The organism is Geothrix sp. 21YS21S-2, assembly GCF_030846775.1.
In the GTDB taxonomy this organism is placed as follows: Bacteria; Acidobacteriota; Holophagae; order Holophagales; family Holophagaceae; genus Mesoterricola.
Genome location: NZ_CP132910.1, coordinates 3497483 through 3518897 on the forward strand (window position 1 = coordinate 3497483; position 21415 = coordinate 3518897).

General features: G+C 69.0%; 22 protein-coding genes. 8 read left to right on the forward strand and 14 right to left on the reverse strand.

Annotation, left to right across the window (positions count from 1 at the left end; translation table 11 throughout):
* Positions 1 to 52 precede the first annotated feature (52 nt).
* The 3 genes from RAH40_RS15420 (at position 53) to RAH40_RS15430 (ending at position 4178) form a co-directional block, all read left to right on the forward strand.
* Entirely contained in the window at positions 53 to 430 is a 378-nt protein-coding gene (locus tag RAH40_RS15420) for a BlaI/MecI/CopY family transcriptional regulator (protein ID WP_306598452.1), read from the forward strand.
* The gene (locus RAH40_RS15425) at positions 427 to 1785 is read left to right on the forward strand and encodes a M56 family metallopeptidase (protein WP_306598453.1); all 1359 of its coding nucleotides are present in this window, start codon (positions 427 to 429) and stop codon (positions 1783 to 1785) included. The genes RAH40_RS15420 and RAH40_RS15425 overlap by 4 nt, the downstream gene beginning before the upstream one ends.
* Before the next feature lie 194 nt (positions 1786 to 1979).
* On the forward strand, positions 1980 to 4178 hold the full coding sequence (locus RAH40_RS15430; RefSeq protein WP_306598454.1) for an IPT/TIG domain-containing protein: 2199 nt from the start codon (positions 1980 to 1982) through the stop codon (positions 4176 to 4178).
* On the opposite strand, the gene RAH40_RS15435 is transcribed toward RAH40_RS15430, so the two are convergent.
* The 14 genes from RAH40_RS15435 to RAH40_RS15500 are packed head-to-tail and all read right to left on the reverse strand — an operon-like array spanning position 4175 to position 13653.
* On the reverse strand, positions 4175 to 4897 hold the full coding sequence (locus RAH40_RS15435) for an NRDE family protein (RefSeq protein WP_306598455.1): 723 nt from the start codon (positions 4895 to 4897) through the stop codon (positions 4175 to 4177). The two genes, RAH40_RS15430 and RAH40_RS15435, sit on opposite strands and share 4 nt — an antisense overlap.
* Entirely contained in the window at positions 4897 to 5082 is a 186-nt protein-coding gene (locus RAH40_RS15440; RefSeq protein WP_306598456.1) for a cbb3-type cytochrome oxidase assembly protein, read from the reverse strand. The genes RAH40_RS15435 and RAH40_RS15440 overlap by 1 nt, the downstream gene beginning before the upstream one ends.
* A gap of 9 nt (positions 5083 to 5091) precedes the next feature.
* On the reverse strand, positions 5092 to 5265 hold the full coding sequence (locus RAH40_RS15445) for a hypothetical protein (protein WP_306598457.1): 174 nt from the start codon (positions 5263 to 5265) through the stop codon (positions 5092 to 5094).
* 10 nt (positions 5266 to 5275) lie between these two features.
* Complete coding sequence (locus RAH40_RS15450; protein WP_306598458.1) at positions 5276 to 5410, reverse strand: hypothetical protein; 135 nt, start codon at positions 5408 to 5410, stop codon at positions 5276 to 5278.
* Position 5411: 1 nt separating this feature from the next.
* Positions 5412 to 5816, reverse strand: a complete 405-nt coding sequence (locus RAH40_RS15455) for a hydrogenase iron-sulfur subunit (RefSeq protein ID WP_306598459.1) — start codon at positions 5814 to 5816, stop codon at positions 5412 to 5414.
* Positions 5817 to 7049, reverse strand: coding sequence for a cytochrome b N-terminal domain-containing protein (locus RAH40_RS15460; protein ID WP_306598460.1), 1233 nt, complete (start codon positions 7047 to 7049; stop codon positions 5817 to 5819).
* Between the two features lie 8 nt (positions 7050 to 7057).
* The gene (locus RAH40_RS15465) at positions 7058 to 7324 is read right to left on the reverse strand and encodes a hypothetical protein (RefSeq protein WP_306598461.1); all 267 of its coding nucleotides are present in this window, start codon (positions 7322 to 7324) and stop codon (positions 7058 to 7060) included.
* A gap of 4 nt (positions 7325 to 7328) precedes the next feature.
* Positions 7329 to 7619: a hypothetical protein gene (locus RAH40_RS15470; protein ID WP_306598462.1), complete on the reverse strand. Its 291-nt coding sequence runs from the start codon at positions 7617 to 7619 to the stop codon at positions 7329 to 7331.
* Position 7620: 1 nt separating this feature from the next.
* Complete coding sequence (locus RAH40_RS15475) at positions 7621 to 9195, reverse strand: cytochrome b N-terminal domain-containing protein (RefSeq protein WP_306598463.1); 1575 nt, start codon at positions 9193 to 9195, stop codon at positions 7621 to 7623.
* Positions 9188 to 9823, reverse strand: coding sequence for a ubiquinol-cytochrome c reductase iron-sulfur subunit (locus tag RAH40_RS15480; protein WP_306598464.1), 636 nt, complete (start codon positions 9821 to 9823; stop codon positions 9188 to 9190). Before RAH40_RS15480 ends, RAH40_RS15475 begins: the two co-directional genes overlap by 8 nt.
* A gap of 9 nt (positions 9824 to 9832) precedes the next feature.
* Positions 9833 to 10801, reverse strand: a complete 969-nt coding sequence (locus RAH40_RS15485) for a c-type cytochrome (RefSeq protein ID WP_306598465.1) — start codon at positions 10799 to 10801, stop codon at positions 9833 to 9835.
* Positions 10802 to 10810: 9 nt separating this feature from the next.
* Entirely contained in the window at positions 10811 to 10975 is a 165-nt protein-coding gene (locus RAH40_RS15490; protein ID WP_306598466.1) for a hypothetical protein, read from the reverse strand.
* A gap of 7 nt (positions 10976 to 10982) precedes the next feature.
* Complete coding sequence (locus RAH40_RS15495; RefSeq protein WP_306598467.1) at positions 10983 to 12191, reverse strand: cbb3-type cytochrome c oxidase subunit II; 1209 nt, start codon at positions 12189 to 12191, stop codon at positions 10983 to 10985.
* 10 nt (positions 12192 to 12201) lie between these two features.
* Entirely contained in the window at positions 12202 to 13653 is a 1452-nt protein-coding gene (locus RAH40_RS15500; RefSeq protein ID WP_306598468.1) for a cbb3-type cytochrome c oxidase subunit I, read from the reverse strand.
* A 306-nt stretch (positions 13654 to 13959) separates the two neighbouring features.
* Between RAH40_RS15500 and RAH40_RS15505 the strand changes: the two genes are divergently transcribed.
* The 5 genes from RAH40_RS15505 to panD are packed head-to-tail and all read left to right on the forward strand — an operon-like array spanning position 13960 to position 21384.
* Positions 13960 to 17325: a hypothetical protein gene (locus RAH40_RS15505; RefSeq protein ID WP_306598469.1), complete on the forward strand. Its 3366-nt coding sequence runs from the start codon at positions 13960 to 13962 to the stop codon at positions 17323 to 17325.
* Positions 17322 to 18188 (forward strand): 3-methyl-2-oxobutanoate hydroxymethyltransferase, encoded by an 867-nt coding sequence (gene panB, locus RAH40_RS15510; protein ID WP_306598470.1) that lies wholly within the window; start codon positions 17322 to 17324, stop codon positions 18186 to 18188. The genes RAH40_RS15505 and panB overlap by 4 nt, the downstream gene beginning before the upstream one ends.
* Before the next feature lie 9 nt (positions 18189 to 18197).
* Positions 18198 to 19079: a pantoate--beta-alanine ligase gene (gene panC, locus RAH40_RS15515; RefSeq protein ID WP_306598471.1), complete on the forward strand. Its 882-nt coding sequence runs from the start codon at positions 18198 to 18200 to the stop codon at positions 19077 to 19079.
* Positions 19079 to 20917, forward strand: coding sequence for a tetratricopeptide repeat protein (locus RAH40_RS15520; protein WP_306598472.1), 1839 nt, complete (start codon positions 19079 to 19081; stop codon positions 20915 to 20917). The genes panC and RAH40_RS15520 overlap by 1 nt, the downstream gene beginning before the upstream one ends.
* Positions 20918 to 20976: 59 nt before the next feature.
* A complete protein-coding gene (gene panD, locus RAH40_RS15525) occupies positions 20977 to 21384 on the forward strand; it encodes an aspartate 1-decarboxylase (RefSeq protein WP_306598473.1) in 408 nt (135 codons plus the stop codon).
* Positions 21385 to 21415 lie beyond the last annotated feature (31 nt).

A 21415-nucleotide genomic window follows, 5' to 3' on the forward strand; every position in this document is an offset into this window, starting at 1 on the left:
ATCTACATTTTCTTTCGTAGATTGATACTACGAAAGAAAATGTAGGTGACCCGTGCGACACGCCTCCACCCAGCCCACCGATGTGGAACTGACCATCCTCAACGTCCTGTGGGACCGGGGTCCCTCCACGGTGCGCCAGGTCCACGAGGTGCTGGCCGCCCGCAAGGACGTGGCCTACACCACGGTCCTGAAGATGCTCCAGACGATGTTCGACAAGGAACTGGTGGTGCGGGACGACACGGAACGCAGCCACGTCTATGCCGCGGCGCTGGAGCGGACCCAGGCCCAGCGCGGGCTGCTGCGGGACCTGCTGGACCGGGCCTTCGGGGGCTCCGCGCGGGAGCTGGTGATGCTGGCGCTGCAGGCCGGGAAGCTCAAGCCCGCGGAAAAGGCGGAGATCCAGAGGCTCCTGGACGGGAGGAAGCCATGAGGACCCTGGGCCCGGAGCTGCAGAGCCTGGCGTGGGCCCTGCTGCACTTCCTCTGGCAGGGCCTGGTCATCTGGGCCGCCACGGCCCTGGCGCTGCGCCTGGCGCGGGGGCCGAGGGCGCGGTACGTCCTGGCCTGCCTGGGCCTGGCGGCCTGCGTGGCATGGCCCCTGGCGACCTTCCTGCTGGGGCTGCCCGGAGGGCCCATGGCGGGTCCGGCCCAGCCCATCCGGCTCGCGGCGGAGGCCCTGGTGCCGGCGCCCACCTGGCCCCTGGGACTCAAGGTCCGGCTCCTGCCCCACCTGCCGGCGCTCTTCACGGCCTGGGCGGCGGGGGCCCTGGTCCTCGGGCTGCGCCTGGCCGGGGGCTGGGTCCGGGTGCAGCGGCTCCGGTGGACGGGGCTCTCCCTGGCCAGGGACCTGCAGGACCGGGTGGAGGTCCTGGCGGGGGTGCTGGGCCTGGGGCGCCCGGTGCGCCTGCGCATCAGCTCCCGGGTGGAGATGCCCGTGGTGCTGGGGGCGCTGCGCCCCCTGATCCTCCTGCCGGCGGCGGTGGTGACCGGACTGAGCCCCGCCGCCCTGGACCTCATCCTCGTGCACGAGCTGTGCCACGTGCGGCGCCACGACTACCTCGTCAACCTGACGCAGGGCGCCGTGGAGGTCCTGCTCTTCTACCACCCGTGCGTGTGGTGGATCTCCGGCCGCGTTCGCGCGGAGCGGGAGCTCTGCTGCGACGACGCCGCGGTGGCCTTCGGGGGTGACCCTGAGTTCTATGCCCGCACCCTGAACCGTCTGGACGATCTCCGGACTCCAGCCCCGGCCCTGGCTGCCGGAGGAGGCAACGTGATGCTGAGAATCAAGCGGCTCCTCGCTCCCCGCCCCGATCCCGCGCGGATCCCCTGGGCCGCGCTCCTCTGCGGGGCGGCGCTGTCGGTCATGTGCGGGGCGGGCCTCTGGGCCCGCACCGCCGAGACCCCCAGGGCCGCACCGAAAGCGGTCCCCGTGAAGGCGGAGAAGGCCCCCGCTGCCCCGGTCCGTCCGGCCCCGCGGGAAGAGGCGTCCCCCAAAGCGCCGGAGGCCGCCCCGGGGAGCACGCGGGAGAGCTACCTCACCCGGCAAGCCTTCTTCGAGTGGAAGGAGGGAACCCTGGCCGTGATCGTCGTGAAGAACCTGACCCAGGGCGAAATCCAGGAGGTCCTCCGCAGGATCGACCTCCTGGCCGAGGACCAGGAGGGCAAGGGCCGCTTCGGGGGTAGCTGGGACTTCCCCGGGGGACGCATGACGGAAAAGGAAGCGGCGGCCTGCCGCAGCTTCAGGCTGGAGGGCGTGACCACCGCGGCGGTGCGGCGGGTGCTCTAGGTGTCAGGCCGATCCACAGGTCTCCGCCCACGTGGAACCCTTCCAGCGCGCGGATGCCGGGAGGGCCACGCGGTCCTCCGGGGTTCCGAAAGGAGGTTTCGAAAATGAAGTCCATGCCGGGGGCGTAGAAGATCCCCCGCGGGAACTTCCGGTCCGGAGGTCCCACCTTCCGGACGGGAGAGAGCTTTGTAATTATGTGCAGCAATATTAATATTTCCAAATTCCTCCAGGATCTGGTTCCCGCCGCCGCGGGGCTGACCCTCCTGCTCGCCTGCGGTGGCGGCTCGGGCAAGGGGGGCGCCGCCGCCGTGCCCGAGGTGGCCCCCGGCTCAAGGGTGCCCGAACTGGTCTCCATCACCCCCGGCAAGGGAAAGCCCGGCGACCTGGTGAGGATCTCGGGAAGGAACCTTCTGGGGGCCATGGTGACCTTCGGCGGCGGGGAGGCCGTGGTCCGGACCCGGACCGACACGGTAATGGTGGTGGTGGTGCCCGCCGGCGCCAGCGGCACCGTCACCATCGCCGCCCGCAACGACCAGGGCGCGGCCACCCAGGGCATGGACTTCACGGTGGAGGCCTCGCCGGACCCGGCACCAACCCCCGACCCGACTTCGACGCCGGCCCCCACTCCGGCTCCGACCCCCGACCCGATTTCGACGCCCGCTCCGGCTCCGGCGCCTGACCCATCTTCGACGCCGACTCCGACGCCAACCTCGTCTCCGATGCCGGCTCCGACCCCGACTCCGACGCCAACCTCGTCTCCGGCGCCGGCCCCGACCCCGACTCCGACGCCAACCCCGGTTTCGACGCCGACGCCAAAGCCGACACCGGCTCCGACCCCACGTCCGGCACCCGCTCCCACCATCACCGGGCTCAATCGGCTCACGGGACCGGTGGGTGCCGACGTCGTCGTGACCGGGACCGACTTCACCTCGGTCAAGGCCGTCAGGTTCGCCGGCATCCCGCTGCCCCCGGGCTCCTACACCGTGGCCGGACCCGACCGCATCCTGCTGCGGATTCCGCCGGCGGCCCCGGCGACCCTCGCGCCCATCGAAGTGGAGACCTTGACGGGTCTCGCGCAAAGCAGGCCGTTCCTGGTGTCGCGGGTGCTGGACATCCGGGTGGACGCCATGAGCCCCCTGGCGGGTCCCCCGGGGACGGTGGTGACCCTGCGGGGAAAGGACCTGGACCGGGCCGGCCCCCTGATGAAGGACGGCGTGGAGATCCCGAACCAGCTGCTCGTGGACGGGACGACGCTCCACGTCCCCATCCCGCCGGGCATGGCCAGCGGCCCGCTGACGTTCCGGGCGTTGTCCGACGCCACCGTGCCCGCGACCCCGGCGTTCACGGTCACCGCCCCGCCCACGCAGCGGGTGGCCTTCCTGGACACCCCCCTGGCTCCAAAGCGGGTCCAGCCCGGTGCCATGCCGTTCCTGGACCCCACGAATCCGGGCTTCGACCTCCTGGATTTCCCGGCGGGGATGCGAACCCAGCAGTATGGGATCCTGAACTTCCCCAAGGCACCCCTTTTCCATAACTACGATCCCTACCTGGACAACGTCCGCCCGGGAAGGCACACCGGGACCTTCTGTACCCTCGCCCTGAAGCTGCCCCAGGCCTTCCTGGAGGCGGTGCCACGGACGCTCCGGGACAAGGTCCATGCCCTTGGCCTGGCGGAGGACCGGGTGGACCTCTACTGCGTGAGCCAGGACATGCCGTACCTGGATGACGCGGGCTACCTGTTCCGGCCCCACTACTGGACGGACCCGGACGCCCCGGCCACCGTGACGGCCCCTGGCGCCTACAACGAGAACCGCACGGTGGATGTGGGCCTGTTCGACGCCGCCCCGGCCTTCCACTTCCAGGGGCACGGACCGGACGATTTCTTCCCGGGCCCCGTGCACGTGCACGACGACGGCCGCTTTGTCCTGTCCTCACCGGCTGCCGTCATGAACCTCGAGGGTCTGGACCACACCACCACCGCGGCCTTCTGGACCCTGGTCCGGCTTGGGGACCGGGCGGCGGCGACCCTCCACCTGTTCCTGAACGATGCCGACCAGATGGTCATGAATGCCCGCGCGAAGACAACGAATTCCGTGCGGAAGCTGTTCTGGACGGCCGCCACCATGCCCGGCAATCCGGCCGCCGAGAAGCTCACGGCCCTGATGAGGCCCGTGGTGTCCGCCGTCCACGCGGGCCCGGTCTTCTCCGGCCACCGGGATCTCCTCGTCACGGGTTCGGGCTTCACGGGCGCCACGAGGGTGCGGCTGGGAGCGGTTCCCGCCATCATCTTCAAGGTGCTTGGCGACAACCTCATTCTCGCGACCGTCCCCGACATGGGGGGCGGACCCTGGACCTGCACCGTCACCACGCCTCTGGGCGGGGAGGGCTCCTAGATCCGTTCGCCCCCGGGGCCGAAGCGGCGCTCCTCGAAGAGGAAGGCGCCGGCCCTGTCCCGGGCCAGCACGGTGGAGGCGCGCGTCCCGTAGGCCTCGGACTGAACGAAGACCGCGGAGAGCAGGCGCTCCCACTCCAGGGGGACGCCCGTGGCGGGGAGGCGTTCGTCCGGGACGATCTCCCGGTCCGCGAGGATGTCGAAGCAGGGGTTCAGCGCGGGGAGGGAGGCCAGGGCCAGGGCGAAGCGCTTCCGGGCCGTGGTCAGCTTGGGCCAGGGGGTGTCCAGGAGGTGGTTGGACACGCCGTACACGCCGGGTTCCAGGCTGCGGGGAGCGCCGTCGCGGTTGGAGCGGTACCAGAGTTCCCCGGTGTCGGCCACCAGGAGGTTGAAGCCGGAGTGGAGCGAGCCGTCGATGGCGGCGGCGAAATCGCCGGGGGAACGGTCGCCCAGGAGGAAGTCGCGGGTGAGGTGGCCCCGGGAGAGGCTGCCCTTGGGCACGCCCGGTTCGCGGACATTGGTGACGGCGGCGAAGCGGCCATCCTCCCGGATGCCGAGCCAGGTTCCACCGGCCTCGAGGTCCCGGCCGGCCGTCACCCGGGGGTCCTCCGGCCAGGGAGCGGCTGGGGCGCTGGGGCGGGCGTGGAACTCGTCACGGTTGGCGGCCACAACCAGGGGAAAGCGTGGGTGGGCCTGCCAGGCGACGAGGATGAGGCACATCAGTCCTTGGCCTCGCGCTTGCCCTTCTTGGGATTGAAGTCCTCGAGCATGCGGAACTTCACCCCTTCGACATCCTTGAACTGGCCGTCGCGGATGGCCCACAGGGCGAAGAGGACGAAGCCCGCCGCGAAGGCGATGCCCACGGCGGTGAAGACGATGATGAGGGTCCAGTTGGGATGGTCCATGGGAGTTCCTTAATTGGCCACGAGGAACAGGTCGAACTTCCAGGCCAGCACCAGCGGCACGAAGAGCATCAGGAAGAAGAAGACGAGCATCTTCACCAGGAAGGGGTTCTCCTGGAGGATCTTGAGGAGGGATACGGGGGGCTCCTCACCTTCGGGACGGGGCGTTTCGAGGGGTTCGGTCATGGGCGGCTCCTCACTTCTCGGCCACTTCGCCGAAAAGGGCGACGAGGTAGAGCAGTCCGAAGAAGAACAGGTAGAAAAGCAGGTAGCGGAGCATCACCACGTAGTCCTTGGCCTGGGGCTCGGCCTTCTTGGCGGGGGTGGCCATCCTAGTCCTCCAGCACGGGTTTGACGTCCAGGCCGGCCTTGAAGGCGGCCAGGGCCTCCAGGAAGGCCACCCGGTCCTTCATGGTCACGAAGAACATGCCCACCTTGCGGCGGTCGGTGGTCTTGCGGAGCTTGGGGTTGCGCTTGCCTTCGAGCCGCTCGCGGATCATGAGGTTGCCGGTGCGGTAGTGGCAGTCCCCGATGGCGCAGCCGCACACGAAGGTGGCGTCGGCGCCGTTGGCCAGGGCGGCCTCCATGAGCGTGGGCTTGACCATGCCCGAGCAGGGCACGATGACGAACTTGGTCTCCGGGTCGTCCAGCAGGGCCTTGTTCGCGTCCAGCATGCGCTCCACGGGGAGGCTGCGCTCGCACACGAAACCGATGATGGTGCGCTTGGTTTCTGACATTCAGGCTCCCTTCTTCACGAGGGCCAGGAGATCGGCCTCCAGGGTCTTGGAGTGCAGCTCGGGCAGCTCGATGGCCTGGAAGGGGCAGGCCCCCACGCAGATGCCGCACTCGCTGCACCGGGCCGCCTGCACCACGGCGATCTGCTTGAACTTGCTGCCCGGGGCCCGGTCCACCATGGTGATGGCCTCGAACGGGCAGTCCAGGCTGCAGAAGGTGCAGCCCGTGCACTTGGCTTCGATGACCTCGGCGATGTTGGCCCGGCGGTCCTTGGGGTAGAAGGGCGCCACGCACAGCAGCACCGTGGAGCCGCCCAGGATCAGCCAGGTCCAGGTGGTGCCCACGTTCTGGATGAGCCAGTAGGGGAACATGTACCAGGCGTCGTAGCGGATGGTCTCCACCAGGGTGCCGATCTGGGCCGGGGCGTCGCTGGCGATGTAGGCGGCCTGCGCGGCGATGCGGGGGTCATGGCCGTACTTGGCCAGCAGCTCGTGCGTGATGTTGATGGCCGGCAGGGTGCCCGCGGCCAGGAGGATGAAGCCCAGCAGCAGGAAGTTGGTGGCCCGGCTGGGGGTGACCACGGGTTCCTTGAGGCGGATGAAGTGCATCCACACGAGGAAGAAGATGAACACGGCCCCGCCCACGTGGAAGAAGAGGAAACGGGTGAGGGTGTAGTCCGTGATGCCTTCGCCGCCCACCAGGAAGCTCGACAGGGCCGCGCCGATGACGGGCACCCCGTCGAAGAGGTGCTGGGTGGCCACGACGATGTAGTAGGCCCGGGCGTCCCACACCAGGAGGTAGCCGGTGAGCCCCACGAAGAGCACGAAGATGAGCAGGCCCACGCCCGTGACCCAGGGCAGCCAGCGCCAGGCGCGGTGCCGGTCCGTGAAGTAGACCCGGAACATGTGCAGGAGGGTGACGATCATCATGGCCGCCGCGCCCCAGCGGTGGATGCCGCGCACCACGGCGCCGTAGGGGATGCCCGCGGCCAGGTTGATGGGGTCGCCCGGGGTGGGGAGGGCGGAGATGTAGTTCACGCTGGACCAGGCCCTGTCCAGGGTGGGGATGTAGTACATCCACAGCAGGATCCCGGAGAAGATGAGGAACCAGAAGGTGTAGAGGGGGAGCGCCCCGTGGAAGTACAGGGGGTTGTGCTCCTGGGTGGTGAGGAAGTTGACCAGCTTCTCGAAGCTGACCGTGAGGCTCTTGGTGAGGCGCAGGAATTTGCGGTACATGTCGTCCCCTACTGGTCCAGGGTGGTGCTCTGCTTGCGCAGGTAGGCGGCGCCCACTTCGGCCAGGGCCGCGACCACGAAGGCCCAGCCCAGCCACTTGACCACGTCGAATTCGCGGAAGGGTTCCTTGTTGGTGGTCTCCAGGCGCATCTGCGCCGGCACCGGCACGCCCGGGGGCGGGCCCACCTCGGTGAGCACGCTGTGCAGGATGAAGTACCCGAAGATGCCGAGGCCGGTCAGCAGGAAGATCACACCGAAGATGGGTCGCTTGCGCATGGGCTCAACCTTGGTCATGTTCGTCGCGTTTCAGGAAAAGGCGGTCGGCGATGCGATCGAGGAGGGGCCGGGGGCGGGTGATGCGCCCCCGCGCCTTCTCCTCCGCGTAGACCACCACGGCCAGGGAGATCATGAGGAGCAGGAAGCCGGTGAGGGCCGCCAGGATGCCGGCGTAGGTGCCCGGGGTGGGGGTGGCCTTGAAGGCGTTCCACCGGCTGAAGGTGGCGCTGAGCACCCCCACCGCCAGGACCGTCCCGGTCCACTTGCACGCCTGGATCTGCCGGAGGGAATACATGTCAGGCTCCCGCAGCCTTGGGCTTGGCCTTGGCCAGGGCCGCCAGCTCCTCGGCCTTCTTGCGGCGCCCCCACCGGCCCAGGCCGATATAGATGCCGGAGGCGATGATCCCGAGCCAGGCGGCCACGTGCACCAGCCACAGCTCCATGCCCGGCGGCTTTCCGGGGCCCTTCTTGCTGGTGAGCCAGAGGTTCAGGCCGGGGCGGTTCTTTTCCAGCCACTCGAAGGCCATGTCCGGGGTGGCCAGGGGGTTGGCCTGCTGCAGCCGGGCCAGGACCTTGGGCATCTCCGTCTTGCCGAGCACGTTCCACTCCCGGATATCGCCGAAGTAGTGGTACAGGGTGTTGGCGGACATGCACACGAGGATGAAGGCCACGAAGAAGAGGTGGAAGGTCTCCCACCAGCGCTTCTGGTCCCGCCGCATGACGTAGGCCCAGTCCTGGAGGTAGCCCGCCAGGAGGAAGCCGCCCATGGAGAAGTACCACAGCGGCGCGTCCCGGTGCAGGTCGGCGATGCCGTTGAGGATGAGGAAGCTGAAGACGATGAAATAGATGAGCCCGCCGATGCCGATCCAGTTGAAGATCTGGCGCTTGCCCCATTCCCGCTCGGGCCGCCGGTCCAGGAACATGGAGGCCAGCACCAGGAAGGGGATCGCCACGGTGAGCACGGTGGCCAGGTAGGGATCCTGGAGCTTCAGGAAGTGATACATGGCCAGGAAGTACCAGTCCGAGAGGATGGGGTTGGGGGTCACCTCGGGGTTGGCGGGGCTGCCCTGGGCCGCGGGGATCATGATGGCGATGGCCAGGATCACGCCGAAGACCGCCAGCTTGGCCCAGTGGCTGATGTTCATGCGCTTGAAGCCCAGGCGGTACACCCGCAGCTCGAAGAAGATCATCGGGATGAAACTGAGCATGAAGTGGAAGGCGTAGAACCGGGTCACGGTGGCCGGACCGATGCTGGTGCCCCCCAGGAGGATCTGGGCGGTGGTCTTGCCCTGGTTGGTCCAGTTGATGAAATCGCCGCCCGGGAGCCAGCTGGGGTTCTGGTCCAGGTAGGTGGGGAAGGTGGCCATGACCTTGGTGGCCCACAGGGCGCGCTGGTTCCAGATGAGGAGGTAGCCGGTGAGGCCGGAATACATGCCGATGATCAGCAGCAGCAGGGCGATGATGAAGGTGAACTCGTTGCCCTGCTTGTATTCGCCCGTGAACCACATGCGGTAGACGCGCATGGTGGCCAGGATGATGAAGGCGTCCGCCCCGTACTTGTGGAGGCCGCGGGTGAGGGAGCCGATGGGCACGGGGCCCCAGCGCCAGTTGTGCTGGATCCGCTCGATGGAGTGGTAGGCCTGGTCGGTGACCGGCACGTAGTAGATCATCAGCACCACGCCGCTGAGGATCACCAGCATCCAGACCCAGTACCACATGCCCCCGAGGGTGTACCAGGGATTGGACTTGGCCTGTTCGGTGCGGCCCTCGTCGAACAGCTCCATCTTCGTCCACCGCTCCTGGAACCACTTGAGGAAGGTGGCGGGGGCGTCGAAGAGGCCCCGGATGAGATAGGGAATGGCCTTAACCAACGCCGCCTCCTTCCGTGCCGGTGATCAGGATCTGCCCGTCCTTGATGTCGAAGGACATGGTGCGCGGGGGCCGGGGCGCCGGGCCCGAGACCACCTTGCCCGGCAGCAGTCCCTGGAGGTTGACTTCCGTCTTGCGGGTGGGGTCGTACACCGAGAGGTGGCAGGGGCACGCGAAGTAGGGATGCGTGGGTGCGGGGGGCTTGTAGTTGTACCCGCCGGCCAGTTCCTCGGGGCTCTTGACGAAGTTGAACGTGCAGCCCAGGTGCGGGCAGATGCGCTGCACGACGACGAACTTCGACTTGGGATCCTTCGGATCCGCGAGGTCGTCCGGAAGGCGCACCACGAAGCCGGGTATCTTGGCTCCCTGGATCTTGCGGCTGGAGTACTCCACGGATTTCCGGATGTAGATGAACTCCTTGAAGTCCCAGGGCTGGGTGAGTTCGCTCAGGGCGGCCACGATCTGGATGCTGCTGCCGGCCTCGTCGGGGGGGGCCACCAGGCCCTTGACGCCCCCGACGGTGGTGGGCTTGAAGTACCGGATCAGGGCACTGGCGGCCAGCACGGCGCCCCCGAGGATGGGGATGCTCGTGATGGCCTTCAGGAAGAGCCGGCGCTGGTTCTCCTTCATCACAATCTCCTATTCGTGCTCATAGGTGCGGCTGCGGACGCCGTCCACCAGCATCCAGCGCTGGTCTTCGGTGAGGACGCCGCGCCAGCTGGGCATGGCGGACCACTGGTGGACGAACTGCTGGAGCGACTCGGGCGTCATGGAGGCCCGGACGGAGGCGGGGATGGTCTTGAACTGGCCGCCCTCGGAGATGCGCCAGAAGAGGAAGGCGTCGGTGCTCTGGGCGAGGGCCTTGCGGTTGGAGAAGTCGAAGGGCGGCGGGTTGAGGGTCCGGGCCAGGGGGCCGTTGCCCTGGGCGGTGTCCCCATGGCAGACCGAGCAGTTCTGGCCGTACAGGTCCCACACGTCCTTGAACTGGGTGGGGCTCGCGGCGGCGATGGCGCGGCTCCAGACATAGTAGACGGCGTTCCACACCGGGACCGGGTCCCCGGTGGCCACCAGCTGGTCGCCCCGCAGGTCCTTGATGGCGCGCATCCAGCCTTCGCCGGGCTTGCCGCCGGGGCCGGGGTGCTCGAAGAATCCCTGGGAGGGGTCGCCCTCCAGCTTCGGGGCGCGGCCGTGGGCGATGAGCCGGTACAGCTGGCTGGGGGTGCGCTGGAAGCGCCAGGCGCGGCTGGTGAAGTCGGGGCCGACCTTGGGGGGGACCACGGGCCACCGGCCCTCGGCGGCGAGCTCCTTCACCTTCGCGCCGTAGTCGGCGTGGGTGGGGGGCAGGGCGGCCTGCTTCCGGATGTCGGCGGCTTCGGCGGCCGTGAGGAGGGTGCCGTGGCAGGAGGCGCAGTTGGCGGTGTAGGTGGCCCTGCCCTTGAGGGCGGAGGGGAGGCCGAGGGGGTACGGGGTCTCGGCGCCGGGCTCCAGCCCCGCGGGGGCGGCAGAAGCCGAGAGGACGACGTCCTTGCCGGCGCCGCGGCGGGTGGACAGGCCCTTGTCGGCGCATGCCAGGAGGAGGATGGGCAGGAGGAGGAGGTATTTTCGCATCAACCGCTCCTAGGTGCCGCTGGGCCGGATCCAGGCCAGCACGGCCCAGATGAGGATGACGAGGTACATGATCACGAGGGCGAAGGGGGCCTTGCCGTGGCCGACCTTGGTGCCGGACACCTCCTCCATGAGGTCCTCGTCTTCCTGGTTGTCCTTGCCGGGTTCGTTGGTCATGGGCACCTCACTTGGCCGGGGCGGCATGGACGGGAGCCTTCTCGTAGTCGCTCTCGTTGCCCTGCAGCTTGCCCAGGCCCTTGTTCTGGGCGACGTACTTGAGGAAGGCGGTGAGGGTGAGCCGCTGGTTGGCGTCCAGGGTGTACTCCCACCGGGGCATCTGGGTGCCGGGCACGCCGCGGCTGATGCGCCAGTACCAGGCGTCCGTGGTGTAGGTGGCGAACTTGTCCTCGTCGAAGTTGGCGGGCCGCTTGGTCATGGTGAAGGCTGCCTGGCCCTTGCCGTTGCCGGCCACGCCGTGGCAGGGGGAGCACTGGTTGTTGAACAGGCCCTTGCCGTAGTTGGCCAGGAGGCGGTTCTTGTCCGAGATCTGGCCCTCCTTGAAGCTGTTCTCCACCCAGGCCCGGGCCTCGGGGTCCAGGTTGCGGGCCTCGTCCAGGGCCTCCTTGTTCGGGAAGGCGGGGGTGGCCAGGCCCTGGAGGGCGCCCTTGGCGTTGGCGGCCTCGTGGCTGGAGCCGTACATCAGCTCCTCGATCTCGGCGGTGTACTTGAAGGGCACTTCCGAGTGCTCGCCGTAGAGCTCCTCGTTGAGGGCCCGCTGCTGGGCCACGTCCAGCTTCCACATGGCCACCTTCTCGGTGACGCCGTTCAGGTCGCCGCCCTCCCAGGTGTAGTCGCGGACCTTGGCCCACTTCGTCTCGCCCGTGGCCTCGTACTTCGCCTTGCCGTCCTTCACGTCCAGGGCGCGGGTGCCGTTGGGGCCCAGGCTCTGCAGGAAGGCCGTGAGGTCCGTGAGCTCCTGCTCGGAGAGGTAGTCGTAGCGGGGCATGATGGAGCCCGGCTTCACGTACCGGGGGTTCTTGTGGTGGAGCATGTGGTACTGGTCCGGGAACTTCCCGCCGATGTTGGCCAGGTCGGGACCGGTGCGCTCGGATCCCAGGAGGTGGTAGGCGTCGTAGTAGTAGTCGGAGGACTTGGAGCGGCGGCCGTGGTCCCAGTCCTGGGGGCGGCTCACCATGGAGTGGCAGTACCAGCACCCCTCGCGCTTGTAGATCTCCCGGCCCCGCTGCTCCTGGGCGGTGTAGTCGCGCAGGTCCCTGGGTTCGGGGGGCTTGAAGGTCCACCGGGGCACCAGGACCACCACGAAGATGATGGAGGCCATGATGAGGGTGAGCCCGAGGGCCGGGTAGAGGTAGTTGGCTCGCTGCGTGGTCATGTATGGACTCCTAGCTCTGCACGCGGGCGGTGGCGGTGGCGGGCGCGAGGGTGGCGGGCTCCTCCAGGGGGCCCTCCACCGAAGCCTCGGCGAACACCAGGGTCTTGACCACGTTGTAGAGGAACAGCACCTGGCCCAGCACGATGAGCAGCCCGGAGAAGGCCCGCATCAGCATGAAGGGGGCCACCATGATCACGCCCCGGTAGACGGGGATGCCCTCCTCCCAGGCCGAGGCCTGGATGAGGCCGCCCACGGTGAGCGCCACGATCATGAGGATGGTGCCGATGAGCGAGAGCCAGTAGTGCGCGTTGGCCAGGCGCCTCGAGTACCACTGCCGGCCCGAGACCCGTGGCGCGACGTAGTAGATGGCGCCCCAGCCCACGAACCCGAAGGTGCCCAGCAGGGCGAAATGGGCGTGGCCCACCACCCAGTGGGTGAAGTGGAGGTACCAGTTGATCCACCGGGTGGCCTGGAAGGGGCCCGTGAAGCAGGTCAGCAGGTAGAAGCCCAGGGCGGTGATGAAGAACCGCAGGGGCAGGTGGGTGGCCATCATCGACCACTTCCCCTTCATGGTCAGGAAGAAGTTCACCAGCACGCTCATGACCGGCACAAGCAGCATCACGGAGGAGATGACGGCCACGGCCTTGAGCCACTCCGGCACCGGGCTCTGGAGCAGGTGGTGGGTGCCCGTGGGGGTGTAGAACATGGCGATGGTGCTGAAGCCCACGATGGACAGGAGATGGGAGTAGAGCGGGTTCCGGGTGATCTTGGGCAGGAAGTAGTACAGCAGGCCGATGCCGTTGGTGGTGAACCAGAGGCCCAGGATGTTGTGGCCGTAGAACCAGTTCGCGATGGCGTCGCCGATGCCGGGCACGGCGAAGAACACCCGGTTGCCGATGAGGTAGACCACGGGGAACCAGAGGGTGGTGCCGGCGATGTACCAAATGGACACGTAGAGCTGCTTCTCCTTGCGGTTGAGGACCGTGCCCCACACGAGGACGATGTAGAGGATGAGGGCGCCCATCATGGCGATGTCCAGGAACCAGGGGAGCTCGGCGTATTCGCGGCCCTCGGTGATGCCGTTGGTGAGGCAGAGGATCCCCGCGACGATGACGGCGTTCCAGGCCACCATGAGGACGTTGCCCCAGCGCTCGCTGTAGAGCCTCGTGCGGCACAGCTCGGGGATGACGTAGAAGATGGCGCCGACGTTGGCCATGGAAATGAAGCCGAAGGCGACGACGTTCACGTGGGTGGGGCGCAGGCGCCCGAACTGGAGCTGCGGCAGGTTGTGCACGAGGTCGGGCCAGTAGTATTCCGATGCGGCGACAAGGCCGAACAGGGTTCCCACCAGGACCCAGACGGCGGCGCTGATGAGGAAGCGCCTGGAGGCGCTGTGCTCCTCGTCCGCCCACGCGGCCAGCCGGCTGTCCCAGTTTTTGGTAAGTTCAACGCTTTGTGCCATCTAGCACGCTCCGCAATGACCAGGTTTCGGTACCACAACTATAGGAACTTAATGCCACATTGAAACCATTCTTGTGACACGCAATGAATTTGATTCTGCGTATCACTCGCATATCCGTCAAAGGAAAAATGGCCCGCAACGCCGCGTCTGGCGCGGGTCCAAACACGATGCCGCCATCGTGTTTGCACCCGGCCCGGGGTAGAATCCGCCCATGGCCCTCCCCACCCCAACCTTGCGCGGCAGGTCCCGGTGAGCCGGGGCTGGAGGCTTGACGGACGCTGGTACAAGGCGGTCCAGGAGCTGCCCGTGCCCGAAGGGAGCCAGGGCTGCACGTGGTGGGTCGTGCGGCGGGACGGGGACGGCCCCCGCAACCTGCTCCAGCTCTGGGAACCGCTGCCCGGCCCCAAGGGCCTGGACAGCATCAAGGCCGGGTTCCTGGAGCGCTTCAGCCTCGGGGAACCGGCGGATCCGCCGGTCTGCCATCTGGGCTTCGACGACAAGGCGGCTTGGTTCCTCCAGGGGCTGGACGGGGTCCCTTTCCTCCGGCTCTGGGGCGATGAGGACGAAGCGGGCCGGGAGAGCCTCGTCCAAACGGTTCGCGAGGCCATGGGGCGGTCCCGCTTCCCGCGCCTGCTGGCACCCGAGGTCATCGGCGTGAAGCCGGGGCGCATCCTGGTGCCCCGGGTGCTGGGCACGGCGCCCTGGGGGCACGACGGGCTGGTGGCCCTCCCCGACGTGCCTGCCCGCAGGGTCGGGAACCCGCGCATCTGGGAGCAGCCGCCCGAGCTGGTGGAGGCCTCGGGCTGCCCCATCCGGGGGCGTTCGCAGGAGCTCACCTACACCAAGTCGCTGATGTTCGGCCTGGGTTCCAGCGTGCCCATGGAGCGCGTCCTCCTTCTGCAGGGCGAGGAGGGCCTGGGCCAGGACCGGCTCTGCGACTGGACCGCGGCCGCGGCGGAATCCGAGGGCATCTGGGTGTGCACCACCGAGCTGCTGCCCGGGGAAAGGGCCGGCGGATTCCTGGGGCGCCTCCTGCAGGAGGCCATCGCCGGCCTCGAGGCCGACCTCTACGCCGCGGAGCCCGCCCTGGCCAAGGCCCTCTCCCGCCGCCTGGCCACCTTCGCCTTCCTGCGCGGGGGGCGCAGGCCGGGCTTCGCGGAAAGGAAGCTGGACGTGGAGGAGGTGGAGGCCGCCGTGGGGGCCCTGGACTACGCCCACGCGAACCACCCGAGGCTCATCCAGGTGAGGGGCCTGGAACTGGTCACGCCGGAGATCCTGGACCTGCTCCGGGGCCTGGTGGGGCATTCGAGGATGCCCTGGCTCCTTTCCTTCCGGGGCGCGGGCAGCTGCCAGGGGCTGAAGTCCTACCTGGAGTCCATGCGCAACCAGGACACCGCCGCCACCGTCTTCCTGGACCGCCTGGAGGATGCGCGGCTCCCGGAAATCCTGGGCGACCTCCTGGGGCCCCACGCCCTTCCCGCGGCTTTCGTGGCGGAGGCCTGCCAGGCCTGCCTGGGCAACCCGGGACTGCTGCAGGGCATCCTCGAAATGGCCATCCTGCAGGGGCGCCTGGTGTGGGCCGGCGGCTGCTGGACCTGCCCCGGGGGGGAGGCCCCGGCGCTGGACACCCAGGAGGGCCGCAAGCAGGCCATCCTTGCGGGCCGGCTGGAGCGGCTGGGGCCCGAGGCTCTGGCCGCGGTCCGCACCCTGGCCCTGGCCGACGCGCCCCTGGACCAGGCCACCCTCGTCAGGGCCCTGGGCCTGGACGCCGACACCGCGGAGGAGCCGCTGGGGACGCTGGTGGGCGCGCGCCTGGCCCTGCTGGCGGAGGGGCGCTACCGCATCCCGGGCCCGCAGGTGCGGGATCTGGTCCTGGGCCACGCAGGGGACCTGCCGAGGCTGGCCCGCGCCCTGCTCCGGGCCATGGAGGAGGAGGGACGCAGGCCCGTGCTCGCGGTGCGGCTCCAGGCCTGCGCCCAGGACCGCGGCACGGCCCTGGCCCAGGTGCTCGCGGCCGTGGAGCGGGAACTGCCGGGCCCCCTGGAGGCCCAGGAGGTGGTGAACGAGGCCCTGGACCTGGGGCCGGACCCGCGCGAGCAGGCCAGGCTCTGGGAGTTCCTCTCCGACGCGTGGACCCTGGGCCCCGGGGGCGAGCACGTGGCCTGGGAGTCCGCCGGGGAGCGCTCGCCGTACGAGCTGGCCTGGGAGGCCCTGGACCGGGCCATCCGCGCCCTGGGCGAGCCCGGCCCGGGCGCCGACGAGGAGGAGCAGGCCGCAAGGCTGCATCGCAAGAAGGCCTTCCTGGAAATACGCCTGCGGAGGTTCCGGGACGCGCACCAATCCATCCGCATGGCCGCGGCGTGCCTTGCGGACCATCCCTTCCATGCCGAACAGCCCCGGCTCCGCCTGGCCCTGGGACGGCTCCACGTGGCCCAGGGCGCGGGCACCAAGGCGGTGCGCGCCATGGAGGAGGGGCTCTCGCTCCTGGCCCAGAAGGGCGCGGGCGCCGGGCACAAGGACCATGTGGCGCTTCTCCTGGAGCTGGGCCGGGTCCAGGGGCACCGGGCGCAGTTCCAGCACGCCGTGGCCTCCCTGGGCGCGGGCAAGCGCTTCCTGGAGCACGAGGGGGACCACAGGAGGCTCGCGGGCGTCGCCGAGGCCCTGGGCCAGGCGCACCTGGGCCTCGGCCAGATGGAGGCCGCCTGGCAGTACTTCAACGATGCGCTGGGCCTCGCCCGGTCCCTGGACGACGCCGGGCTTAAGGCGGCCTGCCACCTGGACCTGGGCATGCTGCGCAGCTGCCAGCAGCTGCTGGGGCCGTCCCTGGCCCACATCGACAGCGCCCTGCGCCGGTACCAGGCCATGGGCGACCGGCCCCTGGCCGCGCGGGCCCTGGCGTGGAAGGCGCGGACGCTGGCGGCCCTGGGCGACTTCGTCCAGGCGGAGTTCCTGCTCGTCAAGGCCTCGGAGGGCCCCCTGGAGGCGGCCACGGCCCTGGAACTGGGGGAGGCGGTGTTCCTGGGCGGAGAGATCGCCGCGTTCAGGGAATCCTGGCGCGACGCCCGGCGCCTGTACCTGGAGGCCGCCAACCGCCTCGGCGAGGCGGGCTACGTCTGGCGGGAGCGCCTGTCCCGGCTGCGCTACATCCAGGCCGAGACCCTGGAGGCGGGCCCCCTGGCTCCCGAATCGGCCTGGGTCCACCTGGAGCGGCTCAAGGGCCCGGTCGAGGGCACCGGCTCGCGCTGGCTGGAGCTGGAGTGGCACCGGGCCCATGCGCTGCTGCTGTCCCGGTCGGGCACGGGGGAGGCGGTGATCTCGGAGGCCCTGCTGGCCTGGGGCGAGGTGGTGGCCCTTGCCCGGGAGCTGAAGTTCCACGCGCAGGTGCTGGAGGCCGAGACCCGCAGCTCGGAACTGCTCCTGGCCCGGGGGGAGCGGCTGGGCGCCAGGTCCCGCATCCAGGACGCCCTGCCCAGCCTGCAGGAGCTGTGGTCCCGGCTCCCCTCCCCATACGAGGAGAGCTTCCTGGCCCGGCCCGACCTCCATGCCTTCCGCCAGGCGGTGGAGGCCACGGGGATGCGCTTCACCCTGCCTCCCAGATCCGATCATCTGGCAGACTGGAGCCCCACCCAGGCCAACCTGCCCCCGGTGCCGAACCCCAGAGTGAACCCATGAGCCATGCCCCCGCCTCCAGCCGTTCCGTGACCGTCCCAGACCTGCAGCGCATGCGGGACGGGGGGGACCGGATCGTCATGACCACCGCCTACGACGCCGTGACCGCGCGCATCGCCGACGCCTCCGGGGTGGACGTGGTGCTGGTGGGCGACAGCGTGGGGAATGTCTGCCTGGGATTCGAGAACACCCTGCCGGTCACCATGGCCATGATGGCCCACCACCTGGAGGCCGTGGTCCGCTCCAGGCCCCGGGCGCTGCTGGTGGTGGACATGCCCTACCTGAGCTTCCACCTGGGCGCAGAGGACTCCCTGCGCAACGCCGGCGGCTTCATCCGGTCCGGGGCCCAGGGGGTCAAGGTGGAGGGCGGGGCCCGCCGGGTGCCGGTCATCCGGGCCCTGGTGGAGGCGGAGATCCCGGTCATGGGCCACCTGGGACTCACCCCCCAGAGCCTGAACGCCATGGGCGGCTTCAAGGTGCAGGGGCGGGAAGCGTCGGCGGCCGTCGAGCTGCTGGAGGACGCCCTGCGGATCCAGGACGCCGGCTGCTTCAGCGTGGTGCTGGAGGGCATACCGGCCGAACTGGCAGAACGGATCACCCAGGAGTTGTCAATTCCAACGATCGGAATCGGCGCCGGCCCGGGCTGTTCCGGTCAGGTACTCGTATTCCATGATATTCTCGGCCTCCTACCAACGCCTTCAGCAAAATTCGTCAGGACATACATGAATGGTTTCGAGAAGTTGACGGAGGCCATGGTCCATTGGGGCGAGGATGTGCGTGCCGGAAGGTTCCCAGGACCCCAAGAGTCCTATATGCTTCCAGAACCCGCACGGGATCAGGTCAGGGCCTGGAAGCCCACTCGCTAGGTTTCAGCCATGCGCATCATCCGCACCATCTCCGAACTGAAGGTCGCCCTCAAGGCGCTCCGCGAGAGCCACAAGAGCATCGGCTTCGTGCCGACCATGGGCTACCTCCACGAGGGGCACGCGTCGCTCATCAAGCAGAGCACCGCCCGGTGCGACGCCACGGTGGTCTCGGTCTTCGTCAATCCCACCCAGTTCGGCCCCGGCGAGGACCTGTCCCGGTACCCCCGGGACCTTGAGCGGGACCAGAACCTCTGCCTGCGCCTGGGCGTGGCGATCCTCTTCATGCCCGAGGCCGCCGAGGTCTACCCCACGGGCTTCTGCACCTCCATCTCCGTGGGCCCCATCGCCGATGCCCTGTGCGGCGAGTTCCGCCCCGGGCACTTCCGGGGGGTGGCCACGGTGGTGGCCAAGCTCTTCAACATGGTCCAGCCCGACCTGGCCTTCTTCGGCCAGAAGGACCTGCAGCAGACCGCCATCATCCGGAGGGTGGTCAAGGACCTGAACCTGCCCGTGGACATCCTCGTGGCCCCCACGGTGCGGGAAGCCGACGGGCTCGCGCTCAGCTCCCGCAACGCCTACCTCACCGAGGCCGAGCGGGCCCGGGCCCTGGGCATCAGCCGGGGCCTGTTCGCCGCGGCCGCCGCCTTCGACGGGGGCCAGCGGGACGCCGCGGCGCTGGCCGCCCTGGCCCGCAAGGGCATGGAGGGCGCGGGCGAGATCCAGTACTGCCAGGTGGTGGACCCCTCCAGCCTCGATCCCATCGCGGGCATGGTCCTCCGGCCCGCGGCGCTTTGCGCGGCGGTGGTCGTCGGGGGCACGCGGCTCATCGACAACGTGCTCCTCACGCCGTCGGGCGAGCCGATGCAGTTCATCAGCCACCTGGAAGCCTGATGGAGCGGACCTGGCCGAGATCCTCTTGGCTCGGTCCGGTCGCCCTGGTCTTCCTGGTCATGGCGGTCTACTGGCAGGTCCGCCACTTCGGCTTCGTGAACTTCGACGATCCTTTGTACGTCACGGACAACCCCAAGGTCCTGGGGGGCCTGTCCTGGAGCGGGCTCGGGTGGGCCTTCGGCACCGGGACCGGGGGCAACTGGCATCCCCTCACCTGGCTCTCCCACATGGCGGACGTGACCCTTTTCGGGCGGAACGCCGGGGCCCACCATCTGGTGAGCGCCGGGATCCATGCCGCGAACACGGTCCTGCTGTTCTGGCTCCTGGAGGGCATGACCGCGGAGGCCCGGCCCAGCTTTCTGGTAGCTTGCCTGTTCGCAATCCATCCCCTCCATGTGGAGAGCGTGGCCTGGGTATCGGAGCGGAAGGACGTCCTCTCCACCTTTTTCGGTATGCTTGCCTTGCTTGCCTATGTGCGGCATGGCAAGCAACCCGGCGGACCATGGCTCAAGGTGAGCTTCGGGGCTTTCCTTCTGAGCCTGATGTCCAAGTCGATGCTGGTGACCCTGCCCGTCCTGATGCTCCTGCTCGACGCCTGGCCCCTGCGCAGGGGCGGCACGGTCACGCCGTGGGCTGACCGGATTAGGGAGAAATGGCCCTTCTTCCTGGCGGCGGGGTGCATGGCGGCCATCACCGTGGTGGCGCAGCGGGCCGGAGGAAGCCTGTCCAGCCTCCAGGCCCATCCGCTGCCGGTGAGGCTGGCCAATGCGGGACTCGCCGGGGTGGGGTACCTCCGGATGATGGTGTGGCCCTCCGGACTCGCCGCCTTCCATCCCTTTCCGCCCCTGGGTGGGCTGGCGGTGAAGGGCGCCCTGGCTCTTTCCGCCCTGGGTGCGGTGACGGCCACGGCTTTCCGGGCGCGCGTGGCGCGGCCCTACCTTTGGATGGGCTGGGCCTGGTTCCTGATCACCCTCCTGCCGGTCATCGGACTGGTCCAGGTTGGGATCCAGGCCATGGCCGACCGCTACACCTACCTCCCCCTGGTCGGCCCGTTCTGCATGGCGGCCTGGGCCGGGGAGGAGGTGGCCCGGACCCGGCCGCGCGTGATGATGGCGGCCTCCACGGCGGTGGTGGCCGTCCTCTCCTGCCTGGCCTGGGCCCAGGCGTCCACGTGGCGGAGCAGCGTCGCGCTCTTCCGGCATGCGGTGGACTCGGGCAATGACGGTGCGCTTGTGCGAAAGAACCTTGGCCTGGGCTATTTGCTGGAAGGGGATGCCGAAAATGCAGTCCGGGAGTACGGGCGGGCTCTGGCGATGTCGCCGGGCGATGCCCAGGCGTACGCGGGGCTGGGCAAGGCCCAGTGGAGCGCCGGGCGCCGCGAGGAGGCCCTGGCTTCCTTCCGCGAGGCCCACCGGCTCCGCCCGGGAGGCGAGGCCCTCTACCGCCTTGGCCGCGCCCTGGCGGCCCTTGGGCGACGGGAGGAGGCCCTCGCGAGGTTCCAGGAATTCCTGGGCCTGGCTGGAGTGGACCCGGCTTCGGGGATGGTCGAAGATGCCCACATGATCGCCGGCCTGCTGCTGGCGGGCCTTCACCGGCCCCAGGAGGCCCGTGGCCATTTCGAGGCGGTCCTGCTGGCCGATCCCGGAAACCGGACGGCCCGGGTCAACTTCGGCCTTGCGGACGGGGCCGCTCTGGAGCGGGCGGGACGCTGGCCGGAAGCCTGGGAGGCCTATCGAGGCGTCCTGGCGGCCGATCCCGGCAACGCCGAGGCCCGATCCGGCCTGGAGCGGCTGGGAAACGTAGCGGTTGGCGGTTCAACGCTGGACGGAAAGCCCTGAGGGCCCCATTATTCATAGCTGGCCGGGACCCCCTTTTCGGGCCTGGACCGGAGGAAGCCATGCTCAGGAATTTCATGCTCGGGAAGATCCACCGCTGCGTAGTAACCCGGGCCGATCTCGACTATGTCGGCTCAATCACCCTCGATCCGGTCCTGATCCGGGCCGCCGGGTTCCTGGAGAACGAGAAGATCGACATCTACGACGTCACCAACGGTTCCCGGATCAGCACCTATGTGATCCCTGGAACGGAGGGGTCCGGCGAGGTCGGCATCAACGGCGCTGCCGCGCACCATGTGAGGGCCGGTGACCTGGTCATCCTGGCCGCCTACGGCTGGATGACGGAGGAGGAGGCCGCCGCCCGGAAACCCAGGGTGGTCTTCGTGGACGCGCACAACCGCATCCTTGAGACCGTGGACCGGGAACGGACCCCGGATCGCCTGGCGTTCGCCGGCCACACGAGCGCCTGAGTGGAGGCCGGCCCGGGACCCAGGCGGAACG